Genomic DNA, 14,629 nt, shown 5'->3' on the forward strand with positions numbered 1-14,629 from the left:
CTAGCTTCGCATCTATTGGTGTCGTGACTCAAAAAACGTAGTCAGTTAAGACTTGGGCTGGTAAACTATCGGCTTCTTTCAAAGCCTCCACTGTACTTGTACTCAAGTCAGTGGGGGTTGTTTACGGCTTACTTCCCGATGGCACAATCATCCAAAATTTAGAAGTATTTTATCAAATTTATCAACTTCTGGGGCTCGGTTGGATTTATGCACCCACTCGTTGGCCATTAATTGGCCCCATTATGAATACACTCTATGAAATTTGGGCTGACTGGCGACTAAAGTTAACAGGACGGCCCAATTTAGCCACATTAGTTAAACAGCGTCAGGACTCTTTAACCTCTGAAACCCCATCAGAATGCCGTTGTCAGCGTTAATTGCCGTCAAACTTCCTGCAAAACAAGGGGTTTTTACAATAGGGGGTGACACCCCTCATTTTATGTGTTATACTTCAATTATTAAGTAGATGCACCCTGAATTTATCTCCCGCAGTGCCAACTGAGAGGGAGATTTTTGTTTAGATTGGTTTTCAACTCCTATGGTGTCTTTCAATCCTAAAGGACGATTCAGCCGACCTATCTTCCAATATGGTCTTCTAGCGCTGATGACTTTAATACTCAGTGTATCTTTACCCCAGTTACCGTTTTGGGATCATTCCCATGTTCCCCACTCCGGGAAGGAAGTTTTGGTGCGTCAATTCCTGTCCCATGCGTCCGAACTCGCTATCCGTTATCAACAAAATCAAGCGATTTCTTCCGTTTCCACCCAGAATTAATATAACCTCAATAAAAAACCACCTCGGAATTTACCAAGGTGGTTTTTTAGAGTGTAGGGGAATGGAGCATATGGGAATCGAACCCATGTCCAGAACAAGTATTTACTCCTTGCTCATTCACAGACTTAGCCTTTCTGATCCTCAAGGCGGGAACCCCTCATTATCCCGAAGGGTGGGATGCACTGGTTAAATCTTAGCTAACTCTCAACCAGAGGAACGAAGTTAGAGCATCCGTTGGGGGTTGGTCTATTGTCCTTAACGGAGTCAAACGATAGACGCTCGAACCTACAAGAGGTGTTTAGGCAGCAACAGCGGCTGATTTACGAGCAAAAGGAACGATATTGTTCGCAGTTACATTTTGTTTGAGCCTGGATTTACGAGAGGTGACTCACTCTCGGCCTGCATCACTTGGTAGCTTTCCTTACCCTGTCGAAACCAGTAATGCCCCTTGCACTATTGCTATATTAGACAATATTTTGGCAATCGTCAAGTTCTGGTTAAAAAATTTTCCGAGAAGCAGCACAGAAGCGATCGCAACTCTTATAGTGCGTATGCTCTAGTGATCTTTGCTAAATTGTAATAAATTTAAGGGAAATAACGCCTTGAAGCTAGGATATTTTCACCATGTCTCAAACCTATGAAGTCTGGAAAACTGCTGAACTCTCTCAAGCCTTTTTAGAGGGAGTCCGAGGGGCAATTCCCTTAGCGGCGGAACAAATTGATATTTTATTAAGAATACTCAAAAAAGCTCAACCTCATCTCGATAGTTTTTTAGATTTAGGCTGTGGAGATGGAGTTTTAGGACGCTCTATTTTAAGGGAATATCCTCAAGCAAAAGGAGTATTTTTAGATATTTCTGAAACAATGGTTCAAGTCGCACAAGAGAAAGTAGATCAGTCTTCGGGAAATCTTACTTTTATTTTACAAGATTTTAGCCAAAAAGATTGGGTTAATCAACTTCAAAATCAGGCTCCCTTTGCTGCAATTGTATCCGGGTTTTCCATTCACCATCAACCGGATGAACGTAAAAAAGAATTATATCAGGAAATTTTTGATTTACTCAAACCCGGAGGTATTTTTCTCAATTTAGAACATATTGCCTCAGCGACTCCTTGGGGTGAGCAGTTATTTGATGAATTATTCATAGATTCTTTATATGCCTATCATCAACAATTAGGCAATAATTTATCATGGGAAGAAGTCGATCAAAAATATTATAATCGTTCAGATAAAACCGCAAATATTTTAGCTCCTGTTGAATTGCAATGTGAGTGGTTACGGGAGATAGGATATCAAAATGTAGATTGTTTTATGAAATTATTTGAAATCGCCTTATTTGGAGGAATAAAACCCTAAATCAGGTGGATGTCTTCTGGAATATAGGGTGTAAAATAGTCTTAATTCCTAAAGTTTTCTGACTGATTTAGATTTGTTTCAAAAGTAAAGCCTATAATAGGAGAACTATTTTACTGGATTGACTATGAAACTTTCCTCTGATATCAAGATTCCTTTCCCCCGTCCCCTCGTCTTTAATACCTATCGAGATCGATTAATTGAGGTTGTTAATTTATTACCCCCTAAAAATGCTGTGAAGTTAGTTTCTCGTCGCGTTGAAGGAGATACGGTTTATACGGTTTATGATTGGGAATCATCAGAAGATGTTCCAGCGCTGTTTGAAGATATATTAAAATATGACAAACTGCGCTGGACAGAATCAGATACTTGGAATGGGCAGAATTTTACCTTAGATTGGCACATTAAAACCCAAGCTTTTACAGAAGCATTCCACTGTTCGGGTAAAAATACCTTTTTAGAAGATAAAAATTCTACCTTAATTCAAACGCGAGGAGAAATTGAACTAGACCCAGATAAACTAGAGGGAATTCCTGTATTTCTCAGAAGTCAATTAGCAAATGTATTTGAGGAAGTTCTAGGAAAGAAACTTGAACCCAATTTAATCGAGATGGGGAAAGGAGTACAAAAATACTTAGAAAAACATAAATAAATTTTACTTTCTCCAGAAGTTATTCAGTTCTGAGGGTTGGGGGATGGTTTCGACCTGGGAGACTAAACTGTCATTCAGGAAACTGTCCCCCTAGCCATAAATTGGGCTACACCTGCTATGATCAGTTGGCTACTAATTGTAATTTCTGAAAACGGATAGGTTGTTGTTTTTTACAAATTCTAAACCTTCAATGGCAAAATTGGCTTCTTCCAAGATTGAATTGCAAAATCGTCAAAGGGTACTGCTTCAGGTTCAAAAAGAAGTAAAGCAGTATCGGTTACAGTCGTTACATCGCGCCGTTTTAACGCATTTAGCACAGGAAACTCCCCCCTTAAAAATGCGACGAATTTGGGATGTGGAGTTAAAAGTTAGCCATCATCCCAGTGTTCGTTTAACACCGGATACGGGAATTATTCAAATTTTTGATCGCTTGAATGGGAGATTATTAATTTTAGGCGCTCCAGGCTCAGGAAAAACAACAACGTTAATCGGATTAACTAAAGTATTGGTTAGTCGCGCGGAAAGGGATACGGAAGAACCTATTCCGGTTTTACTGAATTTATTAACCTGGAAAAATTCACAACAAACTCTCGCAGATTGGATTTTAGAACAACTTCATCTGAAGTATAAGATTGCTATTAATCAGGGTGAAAATTGGATGCAGCAACTAAAAATTTTACCCTTATTAGATGGATTAGATGAACTTCCTTTCGCAAAACAAGTTCAATGTATTCAAGAGATTAATCAACTGTTAAATGGAGAGATCGCACCGTTACATTTAGTCGTTTGTGCCAATGTTTTAAGTTATCAAAAACTTCCAGAACGCTTAGTTCTCAATGGTGCAATTTTTTTACGTCCTTTAACCTCTCTCCAAATTCAAGATTATCTGATTAATTCTCGTAGTCGAGAATTGTGGCAAAATATTGAAACCGATGAACCGTTATTAAAGTTAGCAAAAGTTCCGTTATATTTAACCATGATGACGTTAGCTTATGAAGAAATTTTAATGATGTCTTGGAAACATTTGAATTCTTTTGAAGAACAACGTCAGTATTTATTTAATGCTTATATTCGTCGTCAACTGCATCAAGATATTTATAAATCAGAATATCCTCCAGGAAAAGCACCGAAATCTGAGAGTTTTAGACGGTGGTTAGGATGGTTGGCAACTCATCTTAAAACCGATGAAGCCACAGAATTTTGTGTTAAAACAATCCCGATCCATTGGTTAAATGATGAAGGACAAAAGCAACGTTATAAATTAACTTTAAAGATAATTTTAGGGTTAATCTGGGTGATAATTTTGCTGATTATATTAGCTGGAGTTATCTTACGTCAAACTCCACTATTAATTATGGGAATGGGTCTAGGATTATTGTTTGCAATTTTATTAGAAACATCAGGTTTAAAGGAAACAATAGAACAGTTTGCTATTCGATGGGTTTTGTGGAAAGATGGGAATATTCCTTGGAATTATCAACGGTTTTTGAAGGATTGTAGTCGTAAATTATTGTTACAGAAAATAGGCGATCGCTATCGTTTTATTCACCGTTTATTACAGGAACATTTTGCTCATAAAATTTAAGAGTTAAACTAGAATAATTGAAGTCTTTGTTATGTTGAGTGAAATGAAGCATCTCAGAAAGTGTTTATTGTTGACGCGGACTTCAATAATTTTCTAACCGAAGGACTCAAAATACTAGGAATTCTTTCTACTAATAGAATCCCGTTCGCGGGACTGAAACATTAAATAACACAATTCATAGTAGATTAGAAGACAACTTTCTACTAATAGAATCCCGTTCGCGGGACTGAAACAACCCGCTACAAGATAGCCCTGAAGGGCTTACTACCTTTCTACTAATAGAATCCATTCGCGGGACTGAAACCCTACTTGTTGTTTATTGATTACTGGTTTAAATATCGTTCAATTAACACAATCGCAACAATATCATCAATCGGACGGGGCGGGGTTCGCATTCCTTTAGGAATTAAACGAGTGAACCCTTTAGGGGGATAAAGTTGCCAATAGCGATCGCGCGCTTCTAAGGTAGAATATCGTTCATTAACTTGAATAATAGATAGAGATTTTGGCAAAATTTCAGTTAGTTTTTGTTTCCATAGTTTTGAGGTAGTTTGATCCCCCATGACTACCGTTTCAATCGTAAATTGTTGACACAGAGATTGAATTATTGTAGGAACATCCGATGCTAAAATTACCTGATGATAATATAATTGGGAATCTTCACCCATCACGGCAATTCCACACTTTTCTCGACCGGGATCAAAACCTAAAATCATGGGATTGTTTATCCTGTTGAATAGAATAAGATTGAGAGGTAGAATTTTCTAATTTATTCGGCTCTGGATTGAATGGATTGGGAAATTGAGGGATATCATTCAAGGGTTCCTGTTGTCGGGTACTAAAGATCACCTCTCCATTACGACGGGCTAATAAATCCAGTCGTAACGGCCCTATTGTATAGGCATCTTCCGCAGCAACAGCTTGAATTTCTAGGGGTTGATTATGCTCTTGCAATTGTTGAAAAAAACGAATTAATGTATCCATTCTATCATTCCCAATTTGCACCGTTCCATCAACAACCCCAACAAAACGCGCCCGAAAACTGGAAGCATCTAATAGTTGTTGCAGTTGTTTTCGTAATTGCTCATTGGATAAAGTGGAGGGATTAAAGGTTGTACCCGCAATAATTTCTCCTGTTGTAAATAATAAGCGATTAGGTTCAGCTTTTGTAAAAACCGCTACTCTTGTTTCACCCACTAAAAAATTCGCGGCGGAAATGATTTGTACCACATAATCCCGACCATCATCAATTTGATCCATTAACTCTTCAACTTCGGCTTTGGTAATTTGAATAACTTGGGCTTGATTGGCTTTAGTATTTCCTAATTGCACCACCTCAATAGCATTATCATTGGCTTTTTGTAAAAGGGTATTAATTGCTTGTAGAGCCGTTTTAGGATCAGTAATATGCACTAATCCACTGGCTAAAACTTCTCCTCTTTCTAAGACAACACTACCTTCTCGTAAGAGTTGAAAATCTCGTTCAACCAGTTCAACTTGATTAGCTAAAATTTGTTTTTGCTGTTCTAATTTTTCCTGTTCTATCTCTAGTTCTTGAAGTCGAGATTCCCGTTTAGCAATAATTTTATCCTGTTCTGTAATCCGTTTTTCCTGTTGCTCAATTTCTTGATCTTGCTGTTTCATTTCTTGAGCGCGTTTAGCAATTTCTCGATCACGAGTTTTAATCTGAGCTTTAACTTGTTCTCGTTGTTGAATCAGATTTTGACGTTCCGTTCTGAGTTGGGAAATTTCTGTTTGTAAACTTTGTTTTTGTTGAAAGACCTGCTGAAGACGATTTTCGGTTCGCGCTAATTCGTCTTCCATTGCGGTTTTTTCCGATTGAATTCCTTGTAATTGTTTTTGAAGCTCTCCCAACCGACTTTGAGTTTTTTGTAATTCTTCTGCTGTTTTAAATGCTTCTGATTGAGCCGTTTGTAGCGATTGATTAATCGCATTTAACTGATCCATTGCGGTTTTGAGTTCAACTCTGGCTTTGGCTAAATCCGTTTCTACTCGTTTTCTTTCATCTTCAGCACGAGTTAAATCTTTACGAGCATCATTGAGTCGAGTTTGAATTTTATCAATTTGAAAAACACCCCGACGCAGGGGTTTACTAGAAGCAAATAAAATCCCTAATGTCAATGCGGAAAGGACACTACCCGTTACAATAGTAACAACCATAGCAGTGTTGCGGGGGCGTAGATTGAATAAACTCAGCCTGGCCTTTCCAACTTTCGTTCCAAGGCGATCGCTGACAGTGGCAATCACGCCTCCCAAAACTAAGATAGATATAACCAGGATAATTCCTGCGGTCATACCAAAAATTTAACACTGTAGTTTAAACGGATTCGACCTCTTTTAAGGGTAAGTGTTTCCTTTAACAATTCAACTGAATTTTCTTTCGTTGGGTTTGGAAATATGCGCCCCATTAACTAGGTGAACTGCTGACTCAAGGTAACGGGATTATGAACGGTGATCTTTTTCTTATGAATCGAGATCATGTTTTTTTGTCGCAAATCTCCTAATAAACGGGTAACAGTTACTCGCGTTGAACCAATGGCTTCTGCGATCGCTTGATGGGATAACTTTAGGTCAATCCGAATCCCATCTTTACCAGGGACACCAAAATCTCGACAAAGAATCAGAAGAAAGCTGACTAATCTTGATCCCATATCTCGATGGGCTAAGGTTTCAATCATCATCTCTGTTTGTAAAATCCGAGACGATAACCCTCGCAACAATACCATTGAGAGTTCGGGATCACTTTTGAGTGCTTTCTCAACTTGTTCAATGGGAACCGAGAGAAGTTCGACAGGGGTAAAGGCGACGGCGTGGTAAAACCGATCTGACCGATGACCTGTAATTAAAGATAAAACACCAAATACACTATTTTCTCGAAGTAAAGCAACAGTAATCTCTTCTCCAGCTTCATAGACTCTGGACAGTTTTACCGCACCTTTGATCAGAACATAGACGCGCTCCGCCGGATCGCCGGGAAAGAAGATCGTCTTACCCCGTTCAAAGCTTTCCACGACGGGAGGGAATGCCCCTCCGCCGATGCTGCGGAACACTTCTGCTAACGGTCTATCATACGTCACGACCCGATCCCTTGCACTAACAATGCCCTAATTTATTCCGTATTTCAGTTTACGCTAATTGCATCATCGGTCAATTAAACAGACCAATGATTGTCCTCTGGTGTGCTTCACCCCTAGGGGGGATAGGCAAATCAATCCCTTTGAGAAGGATACCAATTGCATATAGAATAGTCTATTATGCTGAATTTGAACGGAAAAAACGCACTTGTTACTGGCATTGCCAACAATCGCTCAATTGCGTGGGGCATTGCCCAACAGCTTCATGAAGCTGGAGCTAATCTCGGAGTGACCTACCTTCCTGACGATAAAGGTCGTTTTGAAAAGAAGGTCAAAGAGTTGGTTGACCCCCTCAACCCTAGTTTGTTTTTGCCCTGTGATGTCCAGAACGATGCTCAAATTGAGGAGCTTTTTACGACTATCCGCGACCAGTGGGGGCGGATCGATATCCTCATTCATTGTCTGGCCTTTGCTGGAAAAGAGGAACTCTCAGGGGACTTTAGCAATGTATCCCGTGCTGGATTTACCCGCGCGTTAGATATTAGTGCTTACTCATTAGTACAACTGAGTGCTGCTGCTAAACCTTTAATGACACAGGGTGGTAGTATTGTCACCCTAACATATCTGGGCGGTGTGCGGGTGATTCCCAATTACAACGTCATGGGTATTGCTAAAGCAGCCTTGGAAATGAATGTCCGTTATTTGGCGGCGGAGTTAGGGCCATCGGGCATTCGGGTAAATGGCATTTCCGCAGGCCCAATTCGGACTTTAGCGTCTTCGGCCGTGGGTGGCATTTTAGAGATGATTCACCATGTTGAAGAAATTGCTCCCCTAAAACGGACTGTTACCCAAACGGAAGTCGGTAACGCTGCGGCTTTCCTCTGTAGTGATTTATCCAGTGGCATTACAGGCCAAATTCTGTATGTCGATTCGGGTTATTGCATCATGGGAATGTAATCAGTTATCAGTTATCAGTTATCAGTGATCAGTGATCAGTTATCAGTTTAAGAGTTATCAGTGCAAGAATTTGACAATGCTTTAATACCCAATTTAGAGGCGTGGGCAACTTAACTGATGACTGTTAACTAATAACTGATGACTATGACTGTCAACTAATAACTAATAACTGATGACTGATGACTGCTAACTCTTAAACTGATAACTGATCACTGATAACTGATGACTGATAATACTGATCGCCCTTCTATTAATAGTTCTAATTCTAATTTAGAGATTCTCCCTAGAATCGCAACGGTACATCGAAAAACGGGGGAAACGGATGTTAATGTTACTGTTAATTTAGATGGAACTGGACTCTGTAATGTGTCTACAGGAGTTCCATTTTTAGATCATATGTTGCATCAAATTTCGTCTCATGGGTTAATTGATTTAGAGATTCAAGCCACTGGAGATATTGAAATTGATGATCATCATACTAATGAAGATGTTGGGATTACATTAGGTTTGGCTTTTGCTAAAGCATTAGGCGATCGCAAAGGAATTGTTCGGTTTGGTCATTTTATCGCCCCTTTAGATGAAGCCTTAGTTCAAGTTGCTTTAGATTTTTCGGGTCGTCCTCATCTGACTTATGGGTTAGAAATTCCCACGCAACGAGTCGGAACTTATGATACTCAATTAGTCCGAGAATTTTTTGTGGCTATTGTTAATAATAGTCAAATGACCTTACATTTACGTCAATTAGACGGAATTAATTCCCATCATATTATTGAAGCTGGCTTTAAAGCCTTTGCTAGAGCGTTAAGAATGGCGGTTGAAATTGATCCCCGTCGTGCGAATACCATCCCCAGTTCTAAAGGCGTTCTCTAGTAGGGGCAGGGTCTCCCTGCCCACCCTGACCCTACAGCATGGTATTCAGGGCAGCAGAAGACATAATTCTGGGCGGGAAAGAAGTATTGAGGGCCGGATAACCCCGCCCCTACAGGGTATGTTACTGTTAGGATATTATTGCTATTCTTAATTTTGAAGTTATGGTTTCTCAACCTGCAACTGTCAACCCAACAGAAATTATCTATCCCGAAAGTGATGGAAAGCCAATGGCAAATAATACAGAACAATTTAACTGGATTGTTGCAATTGAACAGAATTTAGAATGGTTATTTGCTGATAATTCTAATGTATTTGTGGCGGGAGATTTATTCTGGTATCCGGTGGAAGGAAAACCTAATATTGTGAATGCTCCTGATGTTTTAGTAGTATTGGGAAGACCGAAAGGAAAACGAGGTTCCTATCTACAATGGAAAGAAGACGGAATTCCCCCGCAAGTGGTTTTTGAAATTCTGTCTCCGGGTAATACGAAGTCAGAAATGGAACGAAAATTAGTATTTTATGAACGCTACGGAGTTGAGGAATATTATATTTATAATCCTGACAATTATCAATTCCAAGCTTGGTGGCGAGGAGATGGGGGATTAGATCTAGTAGAAATTGCTGAAAATTTGGTCAGTCCCCGTTTACAAATTCGTTTTGAACCCTCAGAAATCGAGTTAAAAATTTATCGTCCTGATGGTGTGAAATTTCTGTCTTATGTGGAAATTAATCAACAGTTAGAAGCAGAACGTCAACGGGCGGAAACTGAACGTCAACGAGCGGAAACCGAACGCCAACGGGCGGAACAAACAGAAACCTTATTAAGGGAAGAACAAGAACGAAATCAAAGGTTAGCAGAACGTTTACGACAGATGGGAATTAACCCGGATGAATTAGATTAACGTAATTAAGAGTTAAAACTGGCTAAGATTAAGGTGAGATCATCATCGGTTCGTCCTGTTACGCGAGGCGATCGCAAAAACCCCATTAATTGTTCTTTTGCATCAATTTCATCGGTGATAGTTTCTACAAATTTAAACAGAGGAGAAAAGAAGGGATGATGGGGTTTTCCTTCGGGCATTTTTAATGCTAACATTTGTAACCCATCGGAAAAAGCTGCTAAATATTTAGGTTGTCCTAACCAGAGGTTAAATTGGGCATTTTCAACCGCATTAGGAGAAACTAAAAAGACCGTTTCATTCAGATATTCTCCACTGGTTGGTATGGTTAATTCCAGAATAGTTCCCTTGTTATCTTCCACAACAATAGCCCCATCTCCTACTTGAGCAACGGCGACTAATTTCGGTGTTGCTATACCTATAATTAAAGTAGTAGCTAACTCTCTAACTTCGATTTCTTGGCTAAGAGATTCGGCTTCTAGCGCAGTTTTAGCAACAGTTAAGGCATTTTTTAAATAATCTTGCCAAGGGATATCCTTAGTATTATTATCCTCAGAATTAATCTGTTTTTCTAGGGTTTCTAATGCTGTTTTTACAGCAATATTTGCCCCCAAATCTGCTAATTTTGCCGAACCCGCCCCATCTGCAACCGCCAGAATTATCAAATCTGGAGATAACTGTTTAAAACCGTGAGCATCTTGACAAGGGAGATCCTGTTTTTCATGACTGGTTCCTGTCACTGATGCCGATATAATTTGCCAATTACAAACCTGATTCATTATCAATGATTAACGTATTTAAACACTCACATTTTCTATTATTAAACTGTTCCCCATCCCGGTGGTGGTAAAGCCACTTGTTCATCCACTTTGGAATGAGAAACTGTTTGCATACTAGCAGATAACCAAATAAACATTTCTCGAAAGTCTAACCCCTTCAATTTTAACGGAGTTCTCTGGACAATTTGAGCCAACCGATCTAAATTTGCCCCTTCTACGCCAACGGCAAAAAATGCCACCTGTTTTTTCAATTCTTCCTCTTGAATGCGTCTAGTCGCTTGTTCTGTCACCCGGTCAGTTTCTCCTTGAGGTTCACCATCGGTAATCATAAACACCCAAGGACGATAATAGGTAATCCCATTATTGCGATATTCTGATTTTCTAGCTGCAATTAAATCTAAGGCTTGACTAATAGCAGTGCCCATAAAGGTTTGACCTTGGGCGGTTAAGACCGGAGGTTCAAACTGATCGGCGGTCACGAAATCCTGTACAATCTTAACTTGATTATCAAAGGAAATAATTGCCACTTCCACTCGTTTTTTAGCGAGTTCATCCCGAATTAAATCATTTCTAAAGGTCATCAGTCCATCGTTTAAGGCGTCAATGGGAACCCCTTGCATCGATGCGGAGGTATCCAACAACAGCACACAAGGACAGCGAGGTTCAGGATTTTCTGCAAATTCAACGGCTTCTTCTAGTCTCATGATTGTGATCTACTCAAGTTCTAATTACTAGGATACTATCTCTTGTTCCTTTATTGATAGTTTCAATAGCTAGAAATCTAGCCAAGATTTATTTCCAATCTTCCCAAGATTGATTAAAAATTGACATTCCGGGGAATAAAATCGGATTATTATTGCTTTCTAATAATCGTTGTAACTCCTCTAATAAAGGTTCCCGATAAGGTAAATTATCCACTAATTGATAGGGAAAAACCTGTTTTTCCAAGCTAAATGCTGCGGTTGTTCCCGCCGCCGCACCAACAGACCATTCAAAGGAATGAACCCGATAAGCCGCCGCCGCAATATGACTGGTGGCGATACTTTTTCCTGCTACTAATAGATTATCAATTTTTTGCGGAATCATGGCTCTTAAGGGGATTTGAAACGGATAAGCTTGTCCTTGTCCCCGACGTTCTCCTTCACGTTCTGTATTCCCTGGAATTTCCGGTGGACTTTGGGTTAAACAGGGATGAAAATCTATTGCATAATGACCAATTCCAACAGTATCCGCATAAATTGTTGCCCTAGAACGGGGTTGAATATCAGCAATGGTTTCTTGTCCTGAAAGTACAGGTAAACTATCTAAACCGCCTAAGTTTAACCATAGCAAACGATATTCTTCTGGGGTTAAATTATTGGCATACCAATCTTGACGAAAATTATTTCGAGAAATATCAATTTCTGACACCATAAATCCATTTTTATAACCGTAGGAAGGACGACCGATAATTCGTCTTCCTTCGCGCATATAGGGATATTTGGATAAGCCATGAACGGTTCCCATCGGAGAATTTAAGCCGAATAAATAGCGATAATTAGGATGTTTTTCTTTAACGCCTTCACCGAGTTGCGAGTCTGTAGTTCCTGCCACTAACCAATAGAAAAACCCTAAAGCATTTTCTTCGCCTTTGCGTAAGGTTTCTGTTCTTAACCCCCCCTTCCATCCTCCGGGTTCGAGTTGGCCTGTTGCTTCTAATTGGGATTGTGTTAAGATTAAATTATCCGCCGATGTTCCGGGTCGATAATCATTGCCCCATGTCCAGTTTTGCATGGAAATATCCCCTGGATAAATTGGCCATTCACGGGGATTCGTAGAGCGTTTTTTATTCGGTTTCATACTATGAATTCGCCGATAAGTATAGACTAAATTAAAATTCGCTAATCGCGGTAATTCATAACTATAATAAGGAGCATATTGTTCATAGAATGACGGTTTTTCATGGGTTTGGGGGTCGGCGGTTGCTTCCATTGCAAAGGTATAGGTAAACCCTTGAGTACAATAGGGATCTGCGGTTAAACTTGATGCAGTGGGTTCTTGAGGAGAACGGGGATCAATTCCGAGTTGATGAGGAATATTCGTTAAACCAATAATTTCCCCGGTTTCTGTCGCTTCAATAATATACCAATCTGCTCCTTGATCAGCTTTTATTTTAGGGATAAATCGAATAATATTTTTATTAAAGCGTTGAGAATTGTTATAATTATAAGCATCATCAATTATTTGAGATAAGGGTTCTGTATTTAAGGGCGGTGTTCCGGGTAACGGTTGATGTTGAATAGCGATCGCTTCGGTAATTTGGTTATTAATAATAGTCAGATCTTTAATCACTGTGGAAGGAAACCAATGTAATCTTCCTTTTCCTTTTTTTTCAGCTTTTTTCAGCATTTTAAGTAATATTTCATTCCCCGCTTCCGGCATAAAACAGGCTTCACTGACCCAACAAGCGCCGGGGTTCAATATTCCATATTTATTTTCAATTCCTGCTCGTAATTCTAAATACCCTCTAGGATATAATAAAAGAGATCGTTGGGTCGGTCGTTCATCTAATGCAGAGGTTCCTTGGGCGGAAATTTGACCCCCTACCCAGTCGGTAATTTCCGTTAAACAAACGGTTTTTCCATTGAGTAATCCTTCATAAGCAGCCGCACTTCCTGCTAATCCTCCCCCAACGATTAACAAATCACATTCTACTTTTTGATCAATGCGAGGAGGGGTTACTAAAGCGAGGGATAAACTGGGATAAAATGAAATTAAACTGATGATTAAACTGATGATAGATTTGGGAGACATAAGCGTTATGTTTGATCTGTTTTTTATAGATATTCAATAAATTTTAAAATTCTCAGCATTAAATGAACTGGGTTTTTAGAGCTTGATTTCAAAAATCATAAACTTTGATAGAGACCGGGTGCGTCTAACCTTGAGAAGATCAAATTTTTATTTTTAACAGAATTGCAAGTCAGATCGATACAATAGAAAATAGCACTCTGAACTGGGCTAAAATCCCCGTGTATTTTCCGCGTTAAATGCTCTGTTCCTCACCCTAATTATGATTGAACTCCTTGCGGTGCTATCGGCATCGGCGGCGGCAGGATTAAGAATTGCTTTACCCTTGCTGGTCATTGGCTTACTGCAAAATGATTTATGGTCGCGTGTACCCTTTCTGTCTCGATTTTCACCACAGGTTGTTATCGGGGTGCTCGTCAGTTGGTCATTATTTGAAATTTTTGCATCTAAAAAACTCCTGGGACAGCGTATTTTACAAATAATACAATTACTATTTAGCCCCTTTGTTGGTGCTATTATGGGTTTAGCGATCGCAGAAGCCACTCATGTTGAACCTCGCTTATTTTGGATTATTGCCATTGTTAGCAGTTTACTGGCTCTGGTTTTACAATTAGTGCAAACTGGATTATTTTATCGCTTGCGAGGTTTACCCGTCTGGGTGATTTTAGGACAGGATATTCTTTGCGTTTTCCTCGTCATTTTTGCCTTTGATGCGCCTCAACAGGGAGGGTTAATTGCCTTATTATTATTGTGGCTTGCCATTCGGATTTCTAAAGAATGGTATCGCTGGTATAAAAAACAAGGTCAACTCGGAGAACGTAACCCCCGACGTTTTAAACGGGAACCGGACTGAGACGGGAGACGGGGGGACGGG

Annotated in this window: 15 protein-coding genes and 1 other RNA gene; 9 read left to right on the forward strand and 7 right to left on the reverse strand. The window is 39.6% G+C overall.

The features are described 5' to 3' along the window. The first annotated feature begins 110 nt into the window (after positions 1-110). Both IQ236_RS25885 and IQ236_RS25890 read left to right on the forward strand, forming a co-directional pair. Positions 111-377 carry a thiol-disulfide oxidoreductase DCC family protein gene (locus IQ236_RS25885; protein ID WP_193871942.1) on the forward strand — a complete coding sequence of 89 codons (267 nt, stop codon included), beginning with the start codon at positions 111-113 and terminating at the stop codon, positions 375-377. Positions 378-538: 161 nt separating this feature from the next. Then, positions 539-775 carry a hypothetical protein gene (locus IQ236_RS25890; RefSeq protein ID WP_193871943.1) on the forward strand — a complete coding sequence of 79 codons (237 nt, stop codon included), beginning with the start codon at positions 539-541 and terminating at the stop codon, positions 773-775. Positions 776-834: 59 nt separating this feature from the next. Here the strand turns inward: IQ236_RS25890 and ssrA are convergent. Beyond that, positions 835-1,223, reverse strand: a transfer-messenger RNA (tmRNA) gene (gene ssrA / locus IQ236_RS25895). Positions 1,224-1,399: 176 nt separating this feature from the next. Here ssrA and IQ236_RS25900 point away from each other — a divergent pair. From IQ236_RS25900 to IQ236_RS25910, 3 genes are all read left to right on the forward strand, one after another. Further along, on the forward strand, positions 1,400-2,131 hold the full coding sequence (locus IQ236_RS25900) for a class I SAM-dependent methyltransferase (protein WP_193871944.1): 732 nt from the start codon (positions 1,400-1,402) through the stop codon (positions 2,129-2,131). Between the two features lie 124 nt (positions 2,132-2,255). Further along, positions 2,256-2,780: a hypothetical protein gene (locus tag IQ236_RS25905; protein WP_190517979.1), complete on the forward strand. Its 525-nt coding sequence runs from the start codon at positions 2,256-2,258 to the stop codon at positions 2,778-2,780. A gap of 190 nt (positions 2,781-2,970) precedes the next feature. After that, positions 2,971-4,365, forward strand: a complete 1,395-nt coding sequence (locus tag IQ236_RS25910; protein WP_193871945.1) for an NACHT domain-containing protein — start codon at positions 2,971-2,973, stop codon at positions 4,363-4,365. A gap of 323 nt (positions 4,366-4,688) precedes the next feature. Here IQ236_RS25910 and IQ236_RS25915 read toward each other — a convergent pair whose 3' ends face one another. From IQ236_RS25915 to ntcA, 3 genes are all read right to left on the reverse strand, one after another. Then, positions 4,689-5,081: a pre-16S rRNA-processing nuclease YqgF gene (locus tag IQ236_RS25915; RefSeq protein ID WP_193871946.1), complete on the reverse strand. Its 393-nt coding sequence runs from the start codon at positions 5,079-5,081 to the stop codon at positions 4,689-4,691. After that, a complete protein-coding gene (locus IQ236_RS25920) occupies positions 5,065-6,681 on the reverse strand; it encodes a DUF3084 domain-containing protein (RefSeq protein ID WP_193871947.1) in 1,617 nt (538 codons plus the stop codon). The genes IQ236_RS25915 and IQ236_RS25920 overlap by 17 nt, the downstream gene beginning before the upstream one ends. Before the next feature lie 116 nt (positions 6,682-6,797). Beyond that, on the reverse strand, positions 6,798-7,463 hold the full coding sequence (gene ntcA, locus IQ236_RS25925; RefSeq protein ID WP_190517987.1) for a global nitrogen regulator NtcA: 666 nt from the start codon (positions 7,461-7,463) through the stop codon (positions 6,798-6,800). A 177-nt stretch (positions 7,464-7,640) separates the two neighbouring features. Between ntcA and fabI the strand changes: the two genes are divergently transcribed. The 3 genes from fabI (at position 7,641) to IQ236_RS25940 (ending at position 10,189) form a co-directional block, all read left to right on the forward strand. After that, positions 7,641-8,417, forward strand: coding sequence for an enoyl-ACP reductase FabI (gene fabI, locus IQ236_RS25930; RefSeq protein WP_193871948.1), 777 nt, complete (start codon positions 7,641-7,643; stop codon positions 8,415-8,417). Positions 8,418-8,639: 222 nt separating this feature from the next. Continuing rightward, positions 8,640-9,287, forward strand: a complete 648-nt coding sequence (gene hisB, locus IQ236_RS25935; protein ID WP_193871949.1) for an imidazoleglycerol-phosphate dehydratase HisB — start codon at positions 8,640-8,642, stop codon at positions 9,285-9,287. A 161-nt stretch (positions 9,288-9,448) separates the two neighbouring features. After that, a complete protein-coding gene (locus IQ236_RS25940) occupies positions 9,449-10,189 on the forward strand; it encodes a Uma2 family endonuclease (RefSeq protein WP_193871950.1) in 741 nt (246 codons plus the stop codon). A gap of 5 nt (positions 10,190-10,194) precedes the next feature. Here IQ236_RS25940 and IQ236_RS25945 read toward each other — a convergent pair whose 3' ends face one another. From IQ236_RS25945 to IQ236_RS25955, 3 genes are all read right to left on the reverse strand, one after another. Next, positions 10,195-10,965 carry a PP2C family serine/threonine-protein phosphatase gene (locus IQ236_RS25945; protein ID WP_193871951.1) on the reverse strand — a complete coding sequence of 257 codons (771 nt, stop codon included), beginning with the start codon at positions 10,963-10,965 and terminating at the stop codon, positions 10,195-10,197. A 41-nt stretch (positions 10,966-11,006) separates the two neighbouring features. Further along, complete coding sequence (locus IQ236_RS25950; RefSeq protein WP_193871952.1) at positions 11,007-11,669, reverse strand: vWA domain-containing protein; 663 nt, start codon at positions 11,667-11,669, stop codon at positions 11,007-11,009. 88 nt (positions 11,670-11,757) lie between these two features. After that, entirely contained in the window at positions 11,758-13,758 is a 2,001-nt protein-coding gene (locus IQ236_RS25955; protein WP_193871953.1) for an FAD-dependent oxidoreductase, read from the reverse strand. A 259-nt stretch (positions 13,759-14,017) separates the two neighbouring features. Here IQ236_RS25955 and IQ236_RS25960 point away from each other — a divergent pair, with 259 nt between their 5' ends. Further along, a complete protein-coding gene (locus IQ236_RS25960; protein WP_193871954.1) occupies positions 14,018-14,608 on the forward strand; it encodes a DUF4126 domain-containing protein in 591 nt (196 codons plus the stop codon). The last annotated feature ends 21 nt before the right edge of the window (positions 14,609-14,629 follow it).

It is taken from the genome of Planktothrix mougeotii LEGE 06226 (assembly GCF_015207485.1).
Taxonomy (GTDB): Bacteria; Cyanobacteriota; Cyanobacteriia; order Cyanobacteriales; family Microcoleaceae; genus Planktothrix.

Bases quoted from the DNA above. Each gene is read 5' to 3' on its own strand.
- IQ236_RS25910 (WP_193871945.1), top strand. From the start codon at position 2,971: ATGGCAAAATTGGCTTCTTCCAAGATTGAATTGCAAAATCGTCAAAGG.
- IQ236_RS25940 (WP_193871950.1), top strand. From the start codon at position 9,449: ATGGTTTCTCAACCTGCAACTGTCAACCCAACAGAAATTATCTATCCC.
- hisB (WP_193871949.1), top strand. From the start codon at position 8,640: ATGACTGATAATACTGATCGCCCTTCTATTAATAGTTCTAATTCTAAT.
- IQ236_RS25890 (WP_193871943.1), top strand. From the start codon at position 539: ATGGTGTCTTTCAATCCTAAAGGACGATTCAGCCGACCTATCTTCCAA.
- IQ236_RS25960 (WP_193871954.1), top strand. From the start codon at position 14,018: ATGATTGAACTCCTTGCGGTGCTATCGGCATCGGCGGCGGCAGGATTA.
- IQ236_RS25915 (WP_193871946.1), bottom strand. From the start codon at position 5,081: ATGATTTTAGGTTTTGATCCCGGTCGAGAAAAGTGTGGAATTGCCGTG.
- IQ236_RS25920 (WP_193871947.1), bottom strand. From the start codon at position 6,681: ATGACCGCAGGAATTATCCTGGTTATATCTATCTTAGTTTTGGGAGGC.
- fabI (WP_193871948.1), top strand. From the start codon at position 7,641: ATGCTGAATTTGAACGGAAAAAACGCACTTGTTACTGGCATTGCCAAC.
- IQ236_RS25955 (WP_193871953.1), bottom strand. From the start codon at position 13,758: ATGTCTCCCAAATCTATCATCAGTTTAATCATCAGTTTAATTTCATTT.
- IQ236_RS25950 (WP_193871952.1), bottom strand. From the start codon at position 11,669: ATGAGACTAGAAGAAGCCGTTGAATTTGCAGAAAATCCTGAACCTCGC.
- IQ236_RS25900 (WP_193871944.1), top strand. From the start codon at position 1,400: ATGTCTCAAACCTATGAAGTCTGGAAAACTGCTGAACTCTCTCAAGCC.
- IQ236_RS25905 (WP_190517979.1), top strand. From the start codon at position 2,256: ATGAAACTTTCCTCTGATATCAAGATTCCTTTCCCCCGTCCCCTCGTC.
- IQ236_RS25945 (WP_193871951.1), bottom strand. From the start codon at position 10,965: ATGAATCAGGTTTGTAATTGGCAAATTATATCGGCATCAGTGACAGGA.